We start from the raw sequence: 19,936 nt of genomic DNA on the forward strand, positions 1-19,936 counted from the left end.
GGGCGCTGTCCCACGTGCCCAAGCTCCCCCGCACCGGGTCGCCAACACCGTGGAAGTGTCACGAGCACTACAAAACACTCGAACATCCGATTGCTATTATTAATGTAGCAATACGCCCTAGAAAAACATGCCCTGAAGGCATTTTTCGCCCCCGAAATCGCTGCTGCCAAGCAGACTGAATCCCTCAGTACATAGGGTTTTCCCTTAAAGGATTGCCTTCATCCTGCCAAAGTTACGGTTGCTTACGATGGGGTCGGCGTCTTCCGCAGCGCATCCGCCCCGTCTCCCTTCCCTGCGACCGAACCCAAAAAACCGCCATGAGTCCACCCGTCCGCACCCGATCGGTCGCCCGCCGCGTCACCCTGCTGGCCCTGTCCCTGGTGGCGCTGGCCCTCATTGCGGTGGGCATCGCGATCTCGCTCATCACCACGAAGGCCGCGCGCACGCAGATCACCGAAGGTGTGCGCGATGCGGTCGATGCGGTAGGCCAGTCGCTCAACGCGGTGGACGAGGCCAACCGCGAACTGGTGCGCCGCTCGGCCCAGGCGTTCCAGCGCGGCTTCGACCCCGGCATGCAGCTGGACGAGGCCAGCGGGCAGCTGACGAGCTTCGGCGTCGCGGTGAACGCCGATTACGGCACGGTGGACAAGTTCAGCCAGGACACGGGCGGCGTGGCCACGGTGTTCGCGAGGAAGGGCGAGGACTTCATCCGCATCACCACCTCGGTGAAGAACGAAAAGGGCGAGCGCGCCCAGGGCACGCTGCTCGACCGCGCCAGCCCCGCCTACCCGCCCATGCTCGCGGGCCAGCCGTACACGGGCCGCACCATGCTGTTCGGCAAGCCCTACATGGCGCACTACGCGCCGGTGAAGGACGCGGCGGGCAAGGTGATCGCCATCCTGTTCGTGGGCAACGACCTGTCGGCTTTCCAGGAGCAGATGCAAAAGCAGGTGGCCAGCATGCAGTTCTACGAGCACGGCGGCATGTACGTGATCGATCCGCGCAAGGGCCCGCAGGATGCGGTGTTCGTCGCGCACCCCACGGCGCGCGGCAAGAAGGTGCTGGAGGCCTATCCGGGCGCGGCCGATTTCCTCGCCGCCCTGAACACCAGCGCCGACGGCTTCGTGCCGCAGGCCGCCGCGCTGCTGCCCGCCCAGGGCGCGGACCCGTGGGCCATGAGCCTGCGGACCGGCTCGGGCTGGCAGGTGGTGGCCGAGGTGTCCGACCACGAGGCGCTGGCCAGCCAGCGGCGCGCGATGGGGGCGGTGTGGCTGGTGATGGCCGTCGCCCTGGCGGTGGTGGGCGCGGGCATCTTCGCGATGGTGCGCCGCGGCGTGAGCGAGCCGCTGCGCGAGCTGACCGGCGCCGTGACGCTGGTGGCGCAGGGCGACCTCACCCAGGCGTTCGAGACGCGCCGCGCCGACGAAATGGGCGCCCTGGTGCGCGAGGTGGAGGGCATGCGCCAGCGCTACCTGCAGGTGCTGCAGCAGGTGCGCACGGCGGTGGACAGCATCACCACCGCCAGCGCCGAGATCGCCACCGGCAACCAGGACCTGTCGGCGCGCACCGAGAACGCCGCCAGCAGCATCGCCCAGACGGCGCAGAGCATGGAGCAGCTGACGGGCACGGTGCGCCAGTCGGCCGACGCGGCGCGGCAGGCCAACCAGTTGGCCGGATCGGCCGCCGAGGTGGCCCAGCGCGGCGGGCGCGTGGTGGGCGAGGTGGTGTCCACCATGGCCGACATCGACGCCAGCTCGCGCAAGATCGCGGACATCATCGGCGTGATCGACGGCATCGCCTTCCAGACCAACATCCTCGCGCTGAACGCGGCCGTGGAGGCCGCCCGCGCGGGCGAGCAGGGCCGGGGCTTCGCCGTGGTGGCGAGCGAGGTGCGCTCGCTGGCCGGGCGCAGCGCCGAGGCGGCGCGCGAGATCAAGGCGCTCATCGGCAACTCGGTGGCCCGGGTGGAGGCCGGCACGCGGCTGGTGGAGGACGCCGGGCGCACCATGGGCGAGATCGTGGGCTCGGTGCAGCGGGTGGGCGACATCATCGGGGAGATCACCGCCGCCGCGTCCGAGCAGTCGGACGGCATCGTCACGGTCAACACGGCCGTCAACCAGCTCGACCAGATGACGCAGCAGAACGCCGCGCTGGTGGAGGAATCGGCCGCGGCGGCGCAAAGCCTGCGCGACCAGGCGTCGCAGCTGGCGGATGCCGTGCAGGTGTTCCGCCTGACCACGGCGCAGGCCACGCCGCTCGCTCAGCCCGCGCGCCCCGCCCTCGCGGCGGGCTGAGCCGAACACGCCCCTGCGCCAAGCGGCGCACCAACGGCTGCGCCGCTCGCGCAGCGCAGCGCTGCCGCGCCCAGCCATTCCACCCGGGCCAACCGGCCGGCCGGTGCGGTGGTATATGCTGCGGCCCCCGAGCTGCCCTGGCCGGCACGCCCCACTGCACCCGACATGCCCACTTTTGCCATCGATCTGCCCACGCTGCTGGCGATGACCGTCATCGGTTCCGTCGTCATGGCCGCCTGCCTGGTGCTGGTCGGCCACGAGCGTCGCCGCGATGGCCTGGGCCTGTGGGCCGCCGCCCTGGTGCTGCAGTCGCTGGCCTACGTGCTGCTGGCCCTGCGCGGCCGCGTGCCGGACATGCTCTCCATCGTGGTCGCCAACGGCCTGCTGTCCAGCGTGTTCGCCTGCCTGCTGGCGGCCGTGTGCCAGTTCCACCGCCGCCCGCTGCCCTGGGGGCGGCTGATCGGGCCGGTCGTGCTCACGCTGGCGCTCTTCCTGGCGTTCCTGCAGGACTACGAAATGCGCCTGGTGCTGGCGGGCGTGGTCTTTCCCGCGCAGCTGGCCCTGGTGCTGTGGACGTTGTGGCGCTTTCCGTCGCCCGGGCGCGGCGCCGGCCTGGTGGCGCTGGGCATCGTGCTGCAGATGTCGGTGCTGGTGGTGCGCGCCGTGGCCGCGGCGACGGGCGCCATGCCGCTGAACGGGCTGCTGCAGGGCGGCTGGCTGCAGCACGCCACGTTCCTGTCCACCTTCATCGCCGAGCAGGCCTCGTCGTTCGGCTTCATCTTCATGGCGCGCGACCGCGCCGACGACACCAACCGCCGCATGGCCGCGCGCGACCCGCTCACGGGCGTGGCCAACCGCCGCGCGGCCATCGCCGCGCTGGACCGCGACATCGCCCGGGCCATCCGCACGCGCGAGCCGCTGTCGCTCATGATGGTGGACATCGACCACTTCAAGCGCATCAACGACGGGCTGGGCCACCTCGTGGGCGACCAGGTGCTGTGCCGCGTGGTCGATGCCATGGGCGAGCGCCTGCGGGCGCAGGACATGATCGGGCGCTACGGCGGCGAGGAGTTCCTCGTGGTGCTGCCCGACACGCCGCTGCACGGCGCGCGGCAGCTGGCCATCCAGCTGTGCCGGGCGATCGAGCAGACGCGCTTCGACCTGGGCGGGCACACCGTGCCGGTCACCCTGAGCATCGGCGTGTTCGGCGGACGCATCGAGGAGGGTGACAGCTGGGACATGCTGATCGCCGCCGCCGACCGCGCCATGTACGAGGCCAAGCGCAGCGGACGCAACCGCGTTGCCGTCGCGGGCGATCTGCGCGGGGTGGTGCCCGCCTCCGCACTGCACGACAATCCGGAAACCCTTCCTCCACCGGAGCGGTGAACTGCAACGCACCGGCGCGCCCGCCGGATGCCGCGGCCGGTGGCAGGATCTTTTCCTGGAATGCCCCCGAGGAACCGCCATGAACGCCCGCACCGCCCCCGATCTCCTGCAACCCGCCGAAGCCCTGGCCCACGTCAGCCGCCAATGGGACGGCGACATCCTGCGCCAGCTCACCGAATACATCGAGATCCCCGCCAAGTCGCCCGGCTTCGCCCCCGACTGGGAGCAGCTCGGATACCTGGACCGCGTGCTGCGCAATGCCGCGAACTGGGTCGAAGCGCAGAAGGTGGCGGGCCTCACGCTCGAGATCGTGCGCCTGCCCGGCCGCACGCCGGTGCTGTTCTTCGAGGTGGCCGCCACGCAGCCCCAGTCGAGCCAGACCGTGCTGATGTACGGCCACCTGGACAAGCAGCCCGAGTTCGAGGGCTGGCGCAAGGACCTGGGCCCCTGGACGCCCAAATACGAGGACGGCAAGCTCTACGGCCGCGGCGGCGCCGACGACGGCTACGCGGTGTATGCCAGCATCGCCGCCGTGCAGGAGCTCAAGCGCCAGAACGTGCCGCACCCGCGCATCGTCGGCCTGATCGAGACCTGCGAGGAAAGCGGCTCGGGCGACCTGCTGCCCTACATCGACCTGCTGCGCACCCGCTTGGGAAGCGTGGCCCTGGTGATCTGCCTCGATAGCGGCGCCGGCAACTACGACCAGCTGTGGCTCACCACCAGCCTGCGCGGCATGGCCAGCGGCACGCTCAAGGTGGAGATCCTCACCGAGGGCATCCACTCGGGCGATTCGTCGGGCCTCGTGCCCTCGTCGTTCCGCATCATGCGTCAGGTGCTGGACCGGCTCGAGGACAGTGCCACCGGCCGCCTGCTGCCCGCCAGCTTCCACTGTGAAGTGCCCACCGACCGCCTGGCGCAGGCCCGCGCCACCGCCGGCATCCTGGGCGAAGAGGTGTACAAGCGCTTTCCCTGGGCGCACTACGACTGCGGCGGCTCCACCACCTTCGCGCTGCCCACCACCACCGACCCGGTGCAGGCCCTGCTCAAGCGCACCTGGGAGCCCACGCTCAGCGTGACCGGCGCCGAGGGCTTTCCGGCCCTGAAGGACGCGGGCAACGTGCTGCGCCCCTACACCGCCTTCAAGCTCAGCCTGCGCCTGCCCCCGCTGGTGGACGCCGCGCAGTGCGTGCAGGAGATGAAGGCACTGCTGGAGGACAACGCGCCCTACCAAGCCAAGGTCACCTTCGAGGGCGGCGGCGCGGCCAGCGGCTGGAACGCGCCCGACACCGCACCGTGGTTCGAGGGCGCGCTCAACGCCGCCAGCCAGGCCCACTTCGGCGCGCCGTGCGGCTACATCGGCCAGGGCGGCACCATCCCGCTCATGAACATGCTGAGCCAGGGCTTTCCGAAGGCGCAGATGATGGTCTGCGGCGTGCTGGGCCCCAAGAGCAACGCGCACGGCCCCAACGAGTTCCTGCACGTGCCCTACGCCAAGAAGCTCACCGCCGCCGTGGCGCAGGTCATCGCCAGCCTGCCGCCCGCCGGCGCGCAGGACAGCACGGCCGCGGCCGCCTGAAGCCGCTGCCCGCCGCCACCGTGGCCGCGGCCATCGCCAGAACCCGCCCGCGCCCCGGCGCGGGGCGCACGGGCTGACGCCGGCTGCGCCCACCCCCCTTTCACGCGCGCGCCACCATGGCGCGCCTTTTCCGACAAGCCCCCGCCCCATCGCATGGTCGATCCCGACGCCCCCTCAACCCTCAGCCCCTTCACCGCCGCCGATGGCGAGAACCTCGCCCTGCAGGACTGGCCGCTGCCCCATGCCGACGCGCGCGCCACCGTGCTGCTCGTGCACGGCCTGGGCGAACACGTGGGCCGGTACAACCGGCTCGCCCGGCGGCTGAACGCCTGGGGTTTTGCCGTGCGCGGCTACGACCAGTACGGCCATGGCGAATCGGGCGGGCTGCGTGGCGCCCTCACGCCGCCGAACCGGCTGATGGTGGACCTGGCCGACATCGTCGATGCGACGCGGGCCCGGATGCCGCCCGGCCAGCCGCTGGTGCTGCTGGGCCACAGCCTGGGCGGGCTGGTGGCGGCGGACTTCGTGGCGCAGGCGCTGCGCCCCGTGGATGCGCTGGTGCTCTCCTCCCCCGCGCTGGACCCGGGCCTGAGCTGGACGCAGAAGTTCCTGGTGGCCACGCTGCCCCGTGTGCTGCCGAACCTGCGCCTGGCCACCGGGATCGACCCCGCGCACCTGTCCCACGACCCCGCCGTCGTCGCGGCCTACCGCGCCGACCCGCGCTGCCACGACCGCGTCGGCGCCGGGCTCGCGCGCTTCATCGCCTACACCGGCCCGGCCGTCGTGGCCCGCGCCGCGCAGTGGAGCGTGCCCACCCTGCTGATGTGGGCGGGCGCCGACCGGCTGGTCAATCCCGCCGGCAGCCGGGCCTTCGCCCGGGCCGCCCCGCCGGGCGTGGTGCACGCGCAGGAGTTCGCCCTGGCGTACCACGAGCTGTTCAAGGAAAGCCCCGAGCACGCCGCGCCCGTGTTCGCGGCCTTGCAGCAATGGCTGGACGCCCGTTGCCCCCGCGCCAGCGGCCTGGAACAAAATCGGGCTCCAGCACAATAAATACTAGGGCGTATTGCTATATTTTTAATAGCAACTTGCAGGCATTGCGCCGGGCCGGGTCACAGGAAAGCGGGAGGCCCCTTGTCGGCCTTGCTTTCCACCGGGTTGGCCAGCAGCCAGTTGGCCGGGTACTGGCGCATGAACTCCCGCGCCTTCTCCGGCCGGGCCGACAGCCAGGCGCCGTAGGCGCCCTCGTTGAGCAGGGCCGGCATGCGCTTTTCGCTGCCGGGCGGCTGGTAGCGGTGGATCAGCGCATGGCTGTTGGCGTTCACGGTGAGCACGGTGTAGCTGACCAGCTCCTCGCCCTCGGGGCCGGTCCAGCGGGCCCACAGGCCCGCCGCGGCCATCGGCAGGCCATCGACGCGCGCGATGCGCGTGGGCACGGCCTTGCCGCTGCGCCAGTCGTCCTCGAAAAACGCCGCCATGGGCACGATGCAGCGCTGGCCTTTCAGCCACGCCTCGCGGAACGGCGTGGCGGTGGAGACCGTCTCGGAGCGCGCGTTCACCAGCTTGGGGGCGCGCAGCCGCCCGTCGGAGGCCGATTTCACCCAGTGCGGCACCAGCCCCCACTGCGCGTGCACCAGTTCGCGCGCCAGCCGGGGGGCGCCGTCCGCATCGGAACCGGCATCGGGATCTGCCCCGGCCGCCGATTCGGCATCGCCCGGCGGGACATCGGTCGGCGCCGGCCCTGGCGTGCCCGGCGGGGGCGCCAGGGCGCGGATGAAGAAGCCGGGCTTGCGGGGCTTCACGTAGCGTTCGCCGCGCGTGTCCGGCGGCTCCACGCCGAAGGCCTCGCGGTAGGTTTCGGGCAGGGGCAGGGTCTCGTAGCGCGTGGTCATCCGGGGATCGTACCTGCGGCCCCGGCCGCCCCCGCCCCTTCCTCGCACGGGGCCGCCCAGACCGCCCGGTCGCGCCCCTGCGCCTTGGCCGCATAGAGCGCGCGGTCCGCCCGCTCCAGCGTCTGCTCGATCGACTCGCCCACCACGTGCTGCGCCAGGCCGATGGAGACGGTCAGGTGGATCGGCGCCGACCCCGGATGCGTGAGCCGCAGCGCCGAGACGGTGCGGCGCACCCGCTCCAGCAGCGCGCTGGCATCGGCCGGCTGGGTGTTGCACAGCATCAGCACGAACTCCTCGCCGCCCCAGCGCGAGAGCACGTCGGAGTCGCGCACGCTGGCTTTCACCGAGCGGGCAAAGGCCTGCAGCGCGCGGTCGCCCGCCGCATGGCCGTGGGTGTCGTTGATGGCCTTGAAATGGTCCAGGTCCAGCTGCACGAGCACCAGCGAATGCCCGCTGCGCGCGGTGCGGCGCTGCTCCAGCCGCATCAACTCGATCATGTGGCGGCGGTTGAGCAGCCCGGTCAGCTCGTCGTGCGTGGCCAGCTCGCGGATGTGCTCCAGCGCCTCGGCCAGATCGTGCTTTTGCTGGCGCAGCTGCTGGCGCGTGGCCTGCACCCGCGTCGTGAGGAAGGTGCTGCCCAGCAGCACCACGAAAATCATGATCCCGTAGGCGGCGGCCATCGCGGGGCCCTGGTGCAGGTCCTCGCGCAGTTCCAGCAGCACGCCCCCGGCCCCGAACGCCGCCAGCGAATAGAACAGCACCCCCACCATCTGCCGCGTGGACAGCCCGAAGATCCCGAACATCAGGATCACCGCCAGGATCGGCAGCGTGATGCCCCGCGCCGGCCCCGCGATCACGAAGGCCGCGGCGTTGCAGGCCACGGCATAGAGCATCTGGAACAGCGTGAGCGAAGGGTCACGAAAGCGCCGCGACACCCCGCTGCGGATCAGCGCGAACACCCCGATCAGGCCCGAGACGCAAAACACCGTCCACGTGTTGACCCATTGCACTTCCGCGATGCCCGCCCGGGCCACGATGTGCATCGCCGCCACGCAGCACAGCATGAGCAGCCCCGCCAACCCCGCCATGGCCGATCGCACGCGCAGGCGCCGCTCGGTGCCCAGCAGCCCATCGAGCACGCGGGAGGGTGTACGGAACAGGGCGCGGTCGCGCCATCTCGCAAGCCGTGGCGGCAAGGGATCTCCTCGGAGTGGGTCGCAGGCCAGGCCGGCCATCGGGCGGCCCACGGAGGCGCCGGGTGGGCCAGCACCGATGGTGCCTGCGGAATTCTAGGAGTCCTGTCGCCTGCGCGGCCACCCGGCATGGGAGGGTTTATACCCATCCCTCTGGCCCGGCCTTGCAACGCGGGCCCTGCCCTGTCGCTGTCAGGGGACGGCCGCGAGCCGTTTCTTCATCGACGGTGCCGGGTGGAGCGCATAGCCCCTGCGCTCGTAGAACGCGATGGCCTCGGGCCGCGCGTCCAGGAACACCACGGCCATGGCGCGCGCCTGCGCATCGGCTTCGGCGTAGGCCATCAGCGCCCGGCCGGCGCCGCTGCCCCGCACGGCGGCATCCACCACGAGGTCATCGACATGCAGGTAGGCCCCGCGCGCCAGGGTCTGCACGGGCCGCATTCCCATGACCCCGACCAAGGCGCCGCCCTGGTAGGCGCCCACGAGTTCATAGCCGGCGCACGACTGCTGGCGCACGCGCCGCAGGAACTCGGCCTCGTCCAGCGCGCGCAGCTGCGCCATCACCGGATAGGCGTCCTTCCACTGCGCAGGCAAAAGCCTCCGGATTTGCAGGGCAGCGTCGGGGTCTTGGGTCATGGCAATGGCATCTTTCATGCGGGCACCGGCTCCAGCACCGGCACGCCGCGCCGCTTGGCCACGGCGATGGGTGGGGCCCAGCGCGAGCCCTGGGGCTTCTTGCTGGTCACCAGGGTGATCTCGGCGGGCTCGAAGACTTCCAGGTTGTGGGTGATGGGCGTGGTCAGCACGTATTGCGCCTGGGTGGAGCGCAGAAAGTGGCCGACCAGCTGGATGTTGCGCACGTCCAGGTGGGCGAAGGGCTCGTCGATGAACACGAAGCCGCCCGAGCCGCTTTCCTCGTCCTTGAGCAGTCCCACGAGCAGGATGAGCGACTTGATGACCTGCTGGCCGCCCGAGGCCTCGCCGTCGTTCATGCCGATGCTGCCCTTGCCGTCGAACGCGAAGTGCACCTTCAGGCCCGCCTGCGCGAGCACGGTGTCGTCGTTCTCCAGCAGCGGCAGGTCGGCCGCCACCTCCACGCCGGCGAGGGCACCCAGCTCCTGGATGTTCTTGCGGTAGCGGCGCACGGTGCTGCGCAGCACCTCGATGTAGCTCTCGCGCGCGTTGTGCACGGCGGTGCCGGCCTGGGCATTCTTGGCCTGGTGGTCCGACAAGCTCAGGGTCTGCTCGCGCACGGTGGTCTCCATGCGGCGGTGGCGCTCCTCGACGGTGGCGTCCTGCTCCCAGGTGTTGTGCTCCAGCTCCTGCTCCACGGACTGCAGCCGCAGGCGGGCCTGGGTGTCGTTGACGTATTCGTCCACCAGGGCCTCGCGCGTGGCCGGGGCGATCCAGCGCGGCGGAAAGCCGTGGCGCTGGCGCTGGCTGTGCCCGGCCGCGGCCACGTGGTTGCGCCGGCGGGCGGTCCATTCGTGCGCGGCGCGGTCGCTGTCGCTGCGGGCGCGCTGCAGCTGCTGCTCCAGGCGCTGGTGCTCGTCGGCGAAGGCGCGGTGGCGGTCGTGGGCGCGGGTGGCCTCGGTGTCCAGGCGCTGCCAGCGCTGGGCGGCGGCGATGCGCGCCTGCCTGGCCGCGGGCAGCACCTCGCGCGCCTGGGCGAACTCGTCGCTGCGGCGCGCCAGCTCTTCGGCGGCGCTGTGGCCTTCGAGCGCGCGGCGGGTGTCGGTGATCTGCCGCTTGAGCGCCAGCACGCGGTCCAGCACGGGTGCCAGTTGCGCATCGATCTGGGCCGCGTCGCGCTCGGCGGCGGCGCGGCGGGCGTGCACGGCGGCGGCGCCGAACTGGTGCTCGCGCGGCTCCACCCACATGGAGCGGGCGCCGCGCCCGTCGTGCATGTAGGCCTGCGGCGTGATCCAGGTGCCGCCCAGGCGCTTGCCCTCGCGCGGGTCGGCCACGCAGCGCAGCTGCTGCATCTGCTGCACCAGCCAGCGCGGCACGGGCGCGGTGAAGCGCACGTGGGACAGCAGCGTGCCGGGATCGCCCTTCAGGGCCTTCTCACCCGGGCCGACGAGGTAGTGGCGGTAGCGCTCGCGCTCGCCGATCTCGTAGGCCTCGGCCAGGTCGCTGTCCTTGTCCAGCAGCACCACCCAGCGGTGGCCGCGCAGCACGCCTTCGATGGCGGCGCGCCATTGCTCGTCGGCCACCTCGACCACCTCGGCCACGAACCGATGGCCGATGCCCTGGGCCACCAGGCGCTTGCGGAACTGCTGCACCTCGTGCGGCAGCGGCGGCAGGTGCTGGCCTTCCAGGGCCTGGAGGGCCTGCTGCGCGAGCTTGCGCCGCTGCTGCAGGGCCGATCGCTCGTCCTGCGCCTCGGCCTCTTCGGCCTGCAGCCGGGCCAGGTGGGACTGCAGTTCGTCAGCGTTGCTGCCCTTGTCCACCAGCGCCAGCAGCTCCTGCTCGCGCTTGGCGAGTTGCTCCAGGGGCGATTCGTGGCGCGTGGCGTCGTCCAGCGCGGTGCGGGCCTCATCGCGCTCAGCCAGCAGCCGGGTGGCGTCGGACTGGGCGCGGGCGCTTTCCTCGATCAGGGTGAGCAGGCGCTTGTTCTGCACGGCCTGGTCGGCCAGGGCGCTGCGGTGCTGGGTCTTTTGGCGGCGCAGCTCGCGCGCCTGTTTGGCCAGGGCCTCGCGCTCGCCGTGCCAGGCCAGCACGGGCAGCACTTCGGTGGCCAGGCGCTCGCGCTCGGCCACCTTGAACTGCCAGCTCTGGTAGCTGGCCACGCGGTTTTGCAACTCGGCCAGTTGCGCACGGCCGTGGTCCAGCTCGCGCTCGGCCTGGGCCATCTCGCGCACGAGCTGCTGCTGGTGCTCGCGCGCCTGGTCGTAGGCATCGAGCACCTGCTGGTCGCCGAACACGTCGAACACCAGGCGCAGCAGCTCGCGCGGGCTGAATTCGCACAGGCGGTCGGTCTGGCCCTGCTCCAGAGAGAGCACGCGGGCGATGGCGGGCGACAGGCCCGCCGCGCCCAGCACGCGGCCCCAGGCCTCCACGCCCATGAACCCGAGGTCTTTCTCGGGCGTGTCGCGCAGTTGTTCGATGCCCACGTCGCCGTCGAGCAGGCAGTAGCGGCGCTGCCAGTCGCCGCCGTTGCGGTCGATGCGGCAGGCCAGCGTGACCTGGTCGCCGTACAGCAGGCGCCGCGCGAACGGGCGGCTGGAGGTCTGGCGGCCCTGGGGCCGGTTGTCCACCACGGCGCGCAGCCAGGCGGTCTGCGCGCCGGCGTGGCGCGCGTAGGTGCGGTAGTCGCGCGGGGCCGAGCAGCGCAGGCCCAGCAGGGTGCGCATGGCATCGAGCAGCGTGGTCTTGCCCGAGCCGTTGGGCCCGGCGATGGTGATGATGGACGCATCGAGCGGCAGGGCCACGCGCTGGCAGTAGTCCCAGTGGACGAGTTCGAGGGTTTGCAGGTGGAACATGGGGCGCGGGGTTCGTCGTCGGTCAGGCGGCGGGCGCCGGGGTGGGGTCCGTGGCGGGCGTTGCAGCGCCCGGCGCGGCAGCGGCGGCCTCGCTGCGCTCGCGCGCCAGCACGTCGGCCAGGGCGCCGTCCAGGATGCGTGGGGCCATCACGTCGTAATCGAGCAGCACGTCCAGCAGCGGGCCTTCGGCGATCTCGTCCTGGCGGCGCAGGATGAAGCCGTGGCGCTCCAGCAGCTTGAGGTTGGCATCGAGCCGCATCTTCTTGCCCAGCTGGTTGCCGTAGTCCTCCAGCAGGGTCTTGTACGACAGCACGGGGCTCACCAGCCGCGCGGACGGCAGCGGCTTGGCGCCGGGGAACATGTCGTTCTGGCCCTCGTCGGCCTGCTCCACGCGGCTGGTCTGGCGCTCGCGCTTCGGTAAAACGATCAGCGCCCACAGCACCACCAGCAGCGCCTGCGCGTCGCGCGGCAGGTCCAGGTTGTTGTTGGCGTTGACGCCGGCCTCGCCCAGCACGGCGGTCTGCGCGGGCGGCAGCAGGGCCACGCTCACGTGGTCGGCGTAGATGCTGTCCATGAAGCGCAGGCCCACCTGGGCCAGGCGCTGCTCGACCAGGGCGAAGAGTTCGGCATCGACCAGCGCGCGCTTGACGCGCGGGTGGCTGCGCGGCAGCCAGCGGCGCGTGAGGAGTTCGGCAATCAGCAGGGCGGCATCGTCCATGGGGGTCTTCAAGGGGTCTCGGGGCCGGGGTTCGGCGAAGGGTCGGGCGCGGTGGCGGCCTTGGCCGATGCGTCGGCCGGCACGGCGGTGGCGGGCACCATGCGGCCCTGGCTCAGCAGCTCCACCTGGGGATGGTCGACGGCCTCGGTGGCGGCCTCCCACTGCACGCGCCAGGGCAGGCGCGCCAGCGCGCCGGTGGCGCCCGGCAGCACGCCGGCCTGGGGGTCGCCCAGCAGGGGCAGCAACTGGGCCTTGTAGGCGACCTGGGCGTAGCGGGCATCGGCGGGCGTGGCGCCCAGCAGCGCCGCGGCCACGCCGTGCGGCGCTGCCTCGCCGTCCCCTTCGATCGACCAGGCCTGCAGCAGGGCCGACAGGTCGCCCAGCTCGCTCGGCAGGGCCACGGCGGTGAGGTTGCCGGCCGGCGCCGGCTGCGCGCCGGGCAGTTCCTCGGCTGGGCCGGCGACGGGGCGATCGCGTTCGAACTCGGCCTCGGTCACGTCCAGCAGCTCGTGCGGGGCCAGGGCCGACAGGCCGGCGGGCACGCCCAGGGCGCCGTCCAGCAGCGCATGGGGCGAGCGCACGGTCTGCAGCCAGCGCTTGACGTCGGTGCTGGTGATGCCGGTGGTGCCCAGGGTCACGCGCTGGCGGTCCACCTGCTGCAGCGCGCGGTTGAACTGGCTGGCCATGGCCAGCAGCCGCGACTGGGCCTGCCCCAGCCCGCGCGCGGCGCGCTCCAGCGCGATGTGGCCGTGCGCGTGGCCGATGATGGCGGTGATGGCCTCGGAGGCGCGGTCGATCAGCACCGCCGCGCGGTCGTAGCGCTGGCGCGCGGCGCGCAGGCGGAACTCCGACCCGCTGGCGATGGCATCGGCGAATTCGCCGTGCAGCCGGGTGAGCTGCGCCTGCAGCAGCTGCACCTGGCCCGCATCCAGCGCGCCGAGCTGGTTGGCGCCCACCACCTGGCCGAGCAGCGCGGCCAGCTCGCCGCCGTCCTCGTCCCCGCCGCCATCGCTGGACAGGGGCGCCAGCAGGCCGGCCACGCGCTGCGCGAGCGGCGGCAGCGCATAGGTGCGGGCGCTGTCGTCCCAGGCCAGCAGGCCCACGTCGCGAAAGCGCTTGAGCACGGTGTCCAGCGCCTCGGGGCGCAGGGCGTGGAATATCTCGTCGATGCGCTCGCGCGCCAGCGTGGCCTCGCCCTGGCGCGCCAGCTGCAGGAAGGCCCACAGCCGCAGCTGCACCAGCGCCGCCGGGCCGTGGAACAGCCCGCTCAGCGCCTGGGTGACAGCCTGCTCGCGCGCAATGCGCCACAGCAGGGCCGAATCGCCCGCCGCATCGGCATCCCGGAAAAAGTCGAACAGCCCGCCCTCGTTCTCCGCCCCTCCAGGCCACGGCGCCTCGGCCGCCAACACAGTGCTCTCCATGCCGTCCTGTTCAGTGTTCCGTCGTCATTCGAAGGCCAACTGCGCCAGCGCGGCGACCGAGGCGGTCTCGGCCCGCAGCACGCGCGCCCCCAGGCTGGCCGGCGCGAAGCCGTGGGCCAGCGCCAGGTCTTCCTCCTGCGCGGTCAGCCCGCCCTCGGGGCCATGCAGCACCTGCACGCGGCCGGCACTGCCGACCGCCTCGCGCAGCGGGCGGGAGCCGTCCCGCAGCGACAGCACGAGGCGCGCCAGGCCGCCCTCCGCCGCGTGGGCCTCGGCCGCGTGCGCGCGCAGCCAGTCGGCCAGGGCCAGCGGGGCATGCACCTCGGGCACGCGGTTGCGCCCGCACTGCTCGCAGGCCGCCACGGCGATCGCCTGCCAGTGGGCCTGGCGCTTTTGCGCGCGCTCGCCCGACAGTTTCAGCACGCTGCGCGCGGCGGCCACCGGCTGGATGCTGGCCGCGCCCAGTTCGGCGGCTTTCTCCACGAGCCAGTCCATGCGCTCGTTGGCCGGCATGCCCACCACCAGGTGCACGGCGCGCGCGGCCTCGCGCTCCACGGGGTCGTGCGCGCCGACCTCCACGTCCACATCGGAGCGGCCCATGCGGGTGATGGTGGCGGCGTATTCGCCCCCGCGCCCGTCGAACAGCGTGATCGCGTCGCCGGGCTGCAGGCGCAGCACCTGCACGTGGCGCGCGGCCGAGGGCGGCAGCGCCAGCGCGGCGCCGCCCGCCAGGGGCAAGGGGCAATGGAAACGGGGCATTTGCTACTATTTTTATAGCTACACGCCATAGTATTGATTGCGGCGGTAGCGGTTTTGACTCAAACTCTTCCGAAAGCGAAGCCGGTGGCTTCCTGCATGCCTTCGATCTCGTCCACCAGCCGCAGCAGCGGCTTGAGCTCGCGGTAGCGGCTGGCCGTCGAGCGGATGTAGCCGATAAAACGCGGCGTGTCCGCCAGGTACTTGGGCTTGCCGTCGCGCAGCGTGATCCGCGCGAAGATGCCGGCCACCTTCAGGTGCCGCTGCAGGCCCATCCATTCGACCGCGCGGTAGAACTCGCCGAAGTCCGCGCCCCAGCCGCTGGCGCTCGCCGCACCGACCAATCCCGACTTTCGCGCCTTTTCCCAGTAACGCACGGTAATGTCGATGACGAAATCCTCTTCCCAGCTGATGAACGCATCGCGCAGCAGACTGGCGATGTCGTAAGTGATGGGCCCATACACGGCGTCCTGAAAATCCAGCACGCCCAACGGCCCGCCCGCCGGGGGCGCCATGAGGTTGCGCATCATGAAGTCGCGGTGCACGAACACGCTGGGGGCTTCCAGATTGTTGGCGACCAGCACGTCGAAGGTCTTGGCGAGCACGCCCTGCTGCGCCTCGGTGAGCGCCACGCCGCGGTGGCGCGCCAGGTACCAGTCGGGAAAAAGGGCCAGTTCGCGCCGCAGCAGGGCCTCGTCGTAGGGCGGCAGCACGCCGGGGCGCGAGGCCTGCTGCCACTGCAGCAGCACGTCGCTGGCCTGCAGGTACCAGGCGTGCGCCGCCTCGGGCGCCGCGGGGTCGAGCCGCTCGATGACCGTCTGCGCGCCCAGGTCGGACAGCAGCATGAAGCCGTGGGGTTCGTCCCAGGCCAGCACCTCGGGCACGTGCAGGCCCGCGTCGGACATCAGGCGCTGCACGTGGGCGAAGGGGCGGCAGTCCTCCTTGTCCGGCGGGGCGTCCATCACGATGCGGCTGGTGCCGTCGGCGGCATCGATGCGCAGGTAGCGGCGAAAGCTCGCGTCCGCCGAGGCGGGGCGCACGCTCGCGGGGTGCAGGCCGTGCGTGGCGGCCAGCGGCGCCAGCCAGGCCTCGAACGCGGTGCGGCGGGCGGCGTCGGGCCAGGCGACGGCGGGAAAGGCGGGAGCGGCAGCCGCAGCGCCGGCCGGGGCCGGATCGGCCACGATGGGGGAAGGAGGGTGGCTCATGGATAATCCGATTTTACAAACCCGGCCTGCCCGGACCGGGTGGCCTGCGGTGCCTGCTCCGCGCCGCCGACCGGCTGATTCCATGGACATCCCTTCCTTGCCCGATCCGTTCCGACCGACGCCCCCCTTCCTGCCCGCCCGCCGCGGCGCTGCGGCCCGCCGTCCCTCGGCGCCAGCGTTCGAGCGCCGCGCGGTGGCCCGCCTGATCGCCTGGATGCTGTGCGGCGCGCCCCTGGCAGCGCTCGCCCAGTCGGAGGCGGAGCCCGGCGCGCCGGCCGTGCCCGAGGCGGCGCCCGCCCTGCGCGCCAGCCCCCTGCTGCAGGAAAAGATCCCCGAAGCCGTGCGCCCGCAGCTGCCGATCTTCGTGAAGGGCGACAGCGTGACGGGCCAGCCGGACATCAACGCCGTCGTCGAAGGCAATGCCGAACTGCGCCGCGGCGACACCATCATCCACGCCGACCGGCTGGAATACGTGGTGCCCGACGACCTCGCCAAGGCGCGCGGCCAGGTGCGCATCAACCGCGCGGGCAACGTGTACGAGGGCTCGGAGCTGGAACTGCGGGTCGACGCCTTCTCGGGCTACTTCGATGCCGCCAACTACCGATTCCTGATGAACGGCGCCCACGGCGAAGCCAGCCGCGTGGACTTCATCGACCGCGACCGCTCGGTGGTGCACAACGCCACCTACACCACCTGCCAGAAGAACGACGAAGCCACCTGGCAGCCCGACTGGGTGCTGCGCGCGCGGTCGATCCGCATCGACAACGAAGAGCAGGTGGGCACGGCCGACGGCGCGGTGCTGGAGTTCAAGGGCCTGCCCATCCTGCCCATCCCGCACATCACGTTCCCGCTGTCCGACCGCCGCAAGTCGGGGCTGCTGCCGCCCACCGTGGCCATCGACAACGTGAGCGGCGTCGAGTACGCGCAGCCCTACTACTGGAACATCGCGCCCAACCGCGACGCCACCATCACGCCCACCGTCATGTCCAAGCGCGGCGTGAACCTGGGCGGCGAATTCCGCTACCTGGAGCCCACCTACCGGGGCGAGTTGCGCGGCGACTACATGCCGGCCGACAAGCTGCGCGACCGCGACCGCTGGGGCTACGGCCTCAAGCACAGCGGCACGTTCGACACGCCGCTGGGCGGCCTGAACTTCAACATGGACGTGAGCCGGGTCAGCGACGACAACTACTGGCGCGACTTCACGCGCAACGTGACCGGCATGACCCAGCTCACCCAGCGCCTGCTGCCCGGCGACGCCACGCTGTCCTGGGGCAAGGACGACATGTCGCTCAGCCTGCGCACGCTCAAGTGGCAGACGCTGCAGGACGTGAGCGCGCCCATCGTGCCGCCCTACGACCGCATGCCGCAACTGCGCTGGGGCTACAACCCCACGATGCTGCCCTACGGCCTGGATGCCAGCGTGGAGGCCGACTACACCAGCTTCCATGCGGACCGCTCCCTGACCGGCCAGCCCAACGCCCAGCGCAGCTACGCCATGGCGCAGATCAGCCGGCCGTTCCTCGCGCCGGCCGGCTTCGTGACCCCGCGCGTGCAGCTGCACGCCACGCAGTACCAGTTCGACAGCCCGCTGGCCAACGGCCAGCGCAACGCGCAGCGCACGCTGCCCACGTTCAGCCTGGACAGCGGCCTGGTGTTCGAGCGCGATGCGCGCTACTTCGGCCGCAACTTCCTGCAGACGCTGGAGCCGCGTGCCTTCTACACCTACACGCCCTACCGCGACCAGAGCCTGCTGCCGGTGTACGACACGGCGGCGAACGACTTCAACTTCGCCACCATCTACACCGAGAACGGCTACGGCGGCAACGACCGCCTGGCCGACAACAACCTGCTCACCCTGGGCGTGACCACGCGGCTGCTGGACCCGGACGACGGCGCCGAGGCGGCCCGCTTCGGCATCGCCCAGCGGGTGCGGTTCTCGGACCAGAAGGTCGTGCTGCCCGGCGAGTCCACCGTCAGCGAACGGCTGTCGGACGTGCTGCTGGGCGCGGGCCTGAACTGGACGAAGCAGTGGGGCTTCGACTCCACGGTGCAGTACAACCCCAAGACGGGCCGCTCCATCCGCTCCACCGTGGGCGCGCGCTACAACCCCAGCGCCTACCGCGTCATCAGCGCCGCCTACCGCCTGCAGCGCGGCACCAGCGAGCAGATCGACGTGGGCTGGCAATGGCCCATCAACGACCTGTGGGGCGACAAGGGCCAGGACCTCGGCCCGGGCCGCGGGCAGGGCCCCGGCCGCTGGTACACCGTGGGCCGCCTGAACTACAGCATGCAGGACCGCAAGCTGGTGGACACCGTGGTGGGCTTCGAATACGACAGCTGCTGCTGGGTCGGCCGCGTGGTGCTCGAGCGCCTGCAAAGCAGCGTGACCACCGCCAACACCCGGCTGCTGTTCCAGATCGAGTTCGTGGGCTTTTCCCGCCTCTCGCTCGGCTCCAACCCCCTCACCAGCCTGAAGCAGAACATCCCGCGCTACCAGTACCTGCGCGAGCAGACCAGCACGCCCAGCCGCTTCACCAATTACGACTAACCCGACACCTGCCAACCACATGAACCATCGCGCTTTCACCCTGGGCCTGGTGTGCCTGGCCACCCTGGCCACCCTGGCCTCCCTCGCACCCGCGGGCGCCTCCGCGCAAGGACTGCGCGCCTCGGGCGCTGCCAGCGGCACCGGCGGTACCGGGCTGTCCTCGCGCGCCCTGCCGCCCGTCACCGTGCCGGACGCCCGCACCGGCGCGGACCGCAGCGGCATCCGCCAGGCCGACTACATCGTGGCCGTGGTCAACACCGCCCCCATCACCAACAACGAGGTGCAGACCCGCGTGGCCCGCGTCGAGCAGCAGCTGGCCGCCCAGGGCGGCGAGCGCCCGTCCCGCGACGTGGTGGCGCGCGAAGTGCTCGAGCGCGTGATCAATGAAAAGATCCAGGTGCAGATGGCCAACGAGAGCGGCATCAAGGTGGACGACATCGCCGTCTCCCAGGCCGAGCAGTCGGTGGCGCGCCAGAACAACGTGAGCCTGGAGGAAATGCACCGCCGCCTCGCGATCGACGGCATCAGCAAGGACCGCTTCCGCGAAGAACTGCGCAACCAGCTGCTGGTGCAGCGCCTGCGCGAGCGCGACGTCGAAGCCCGGGTGCGCGTGAGCGACCTGGACGTGGACCAGTACCTGCGCGAGCAGCAGTCCGCCTCCGATCCCGCCAAGGTCGAACTGAACCTGGGCCACATCCTGGTGCTCGTGCCCGAGAACGCCAGCCCCGAGGTGGTGGAGCAGCGCCTGCTGCGCGCGCAGCAGGCGGCCGACAAGGTGCGTGCCGGCGACGATTTCGGCCAGGTGGCGCGCGAGTTCTCCGATGCGGCCGAAGGCGCCTCCGGCGGCCTGCTGGGCCTGCGTCCGGCCGACCGCTACCCCGAGCTTTTCGTGCGCTCGACCCAACAGACGCCCGTGGGCGGCATCGTCGGCCCCGTGCGGTCGCCGGCCGGGTTCCACGTGCTGAAAGTGGTGGAAAAGACCAATGCCGCAGCCCCCACCGTGGCGGTGCAAAGCCATGCGCGGCACATCTTGCTGCGTGCCAATCCGCAGCTGACCGAGACCGCGGCGGCCGCACGGCTGGCCGACTACCGCCGGCGCATCCTGGCGGGCCAGGCGGACTTCGCCACGCTCGCGCGCGAGAACTCGCAGGACGGCAGCTCCAAGCAGGGCGGCGACCTCGGATGGGCCAGCCCGGGCCGCTACGTGCCCGAGTTCGAGGAAGCGCTCAATGCGCTCAAGCCGGGTGAGATCAGCGAGCCCATCATCACGCGGTTCGGCGTGCACCTGATTCAGCTGCTGGAGCGCCGCGAGGCCAAGCTCACCCAGCGCGAACAGCGCGACATGGTGCGCGACGTGGTGCGCGAAAAGAAGCTGGACGAGGCCTACGCCACCTGGGCACAGGAAGCCCGGGCCCGCGCGTACGTGGAATACCGCGATCCGCCGCAATGACGCGCCGCCTGC

14 protein-coding genes are annotated in these 19,936 nt (G+C 71.6%); 6 read left to right on the forward strand and 8 right to left on the reverse strand.

Annotated features, from left to right (window positions below):
- Positions 1-317 precede the first annotated feature (317 nt).
- From AVTE2539_RS09075 to AVTE2539_RS09090, 4 genes are all read left to right on the forward strand, one after another.
- Complete coding sequence (locus AVTE2539_RS09075; RefSeq protein ID WP_284409904.1) at positions 318-2,294, forward strand: methyl-accepting chemotaxis protein; 1,977 nt, start codon at positions 318-320, stop codon at positions 2,292-2,294.
- 165 nt (positions 2,295-2,459) lie between these two features.
- Positions 2,460-3,680: a GGDEF domain-containing protein gene (locus AVTE2539_RS09080; RefSeq protein WP_284409907.1), complete on the forward strand. Its 1,221-nt coding sequence runs from the start codon at positions 2,460-2,462 to the stop codon at positions 3,678-3,680.
- Positions 3,681-3,759: 79 nt separating this feature from the next.
- The gene (locus tag AVTE2539_RS09085; RefSeq protein ID WP_284409909.1) at positions 3,760-5,256 is read left to right on the forward strand and encodes a M20 family metallopeptidase; all 1,497 of its coding nucleotides are present in this window, start codon (positions 3,760-3,762) and stop codon (positions 5,254-5,256) included.
- A 153-nt stretch (positions 5,257-5,409) separates the two neighbouring features.
- Positions 5,410-6,306, forward strand: coding sequence for an alpha/beta hydrolase (locus AVTE2539_RS09090; RefSeq protein WP_284409911.1), 897 nt, complete (start codon positions 5,410-5,412; stop codon positions 6,304-6,306).
- Between the two features lie 59 nt (positions 6,307-6,365).
- On the opposite strand, the gene AVTE2539_RS09095 is transcribed toward AVTE2539_RS09090, so the two are convergent.
- The 8 genes from AVTE2539_RS09095 to AVTE2539_RS09130 form a co-directional block, all read right to left on the reverse strand.
- A complete protein-coding gene (locus tag AVTE2539_RS09095) occupies positions 6,366-7,145 on the reverse strand; it encodes an SOS response-associated peptidase (protein WP_284409913.1) in 780 nt (259 codons plus the stop codon).
- Positions 7,142-8,341: a GGDEF domain-containing protein gene (locus AVTE2539_RS09100; RefSeq protein ID WP_349817204.1), complete on the reverse strand. Its 1,200-nt coding sequence runs from the start codon at positions 8,339-8,341 to the stop codon at positions 7,142-7,144. The genes AVTE2539_RS09095 and AVTE2539_RS09100 overlap by 4 nt, the downstream gene beginning before the upstream one ends.
- Positions 8,342-8,530: 189 nt before the next feature.
- Positions 8,531-8,974 (reverse strand): GNAT family N-acetyltransferase, encoded by a 444-nt coding sequence (locus AVTE2539_RS09105; protein WP_284409915.1) that lies wholly within the window; start codon positions 8,972-8,974, stop codon positions 8,531-8,533.
- A 14-nt stretch (positions 8,975-8,988) separates the two neighbouring features.
- Entirely contained in the window at positions 8,989-11,823 is a 2,835-nt protein-coding gene (locus tag AVTE2539_RS09110; protein ID WP_284409917.1) for an ATP-binding protein, read from the reverse strand.
- A gap of 22 nt (positions 11,824-11,845) precedes the next feature.
- A complete protein-coding gene (locus AVTE2539_RS09115) occupies positions 11,846-12,541 on the reverse strand; it encodes a hypothetical protein (protein WP_284410685.1) in 696 nt (231 codons plus the stop codon).
- 8 nt (positions 12,542-12,549) lie between these two features.
- A complete protein-coding gene (locus AVTE2539_RS09120; protein ID WP_284409919.1) occupies positions 12,550-13,962 on the reverse strand; it encodes a hypothetical protein in 1,413 nt (470 codons plus the stop codon).
- A gap of 24 nt (positions 13,963-13,986) precedes the next feature.
- Positions 13,987-14,721 carry a 16S rRNA (uracil(1498)-N(3))-methyltransferase gene (locus tag AVTE2539_RS09125; protein ID WP_284409921.1) on the reverse strand — a complete coding sequence of 245 codons (735 nt, stop codon included), beginning with the start codon at positions 14,719-14,721 and terminating at the stop codon, positions 13,987-13,989.
- Between the two features lie 59 nt (positions 14,722-14,780).
- A complete protein-coding gene (locus tag AVTE2539_RS09130) occupies positions 14,781-15,923 on the reverse strand; it encodes an aminoglycoside phosphotransferase family protein (RefSeq protein WP_284409923.1) in 1,143 nt (380 codons plus the stop codon).
- A gap of 82 nt (positions 15,924-16,005) precedes the next feature.
- Between AVTE2539_RS09130 and AVTE2539_RS09135 the strand changes: the two genes are divergently transcribed.
- A complete protein-coding gene (locus AVTE2539_RS09135) occupies positions 16,006-18,474 on the forward strand; it encodes an LPS-assembly protein LptD (protein WP_284409925.1) in 2,469 nt (822 codons plus the stop codon).
- A gap of 19 nt (positions 18,475-18,493) precedes the next feature.
- Positions 18,494-19,924, forward strand: a complete 1,431-nt coding sequence (locus AVTE2539_RS09140) for a peptidylprolyl isomerase (protein ID WP_284409927.1) — start codon at positions 18,494-18,496, stop codon at positions 19,922-19,924.
- Positions 19,925-19,936 lie beyond the last annotated feature (12 nt).

Origin of the sequence: Acidovorax sp. SUPP2539 (assembly GCF_030158975.1) — a bacterium.
GTDB lineage: Bacteria > Pseudomonadota > Gammaproteobacteria > Burkholderiales > Burkholderiaceae_C > Paracidovorax.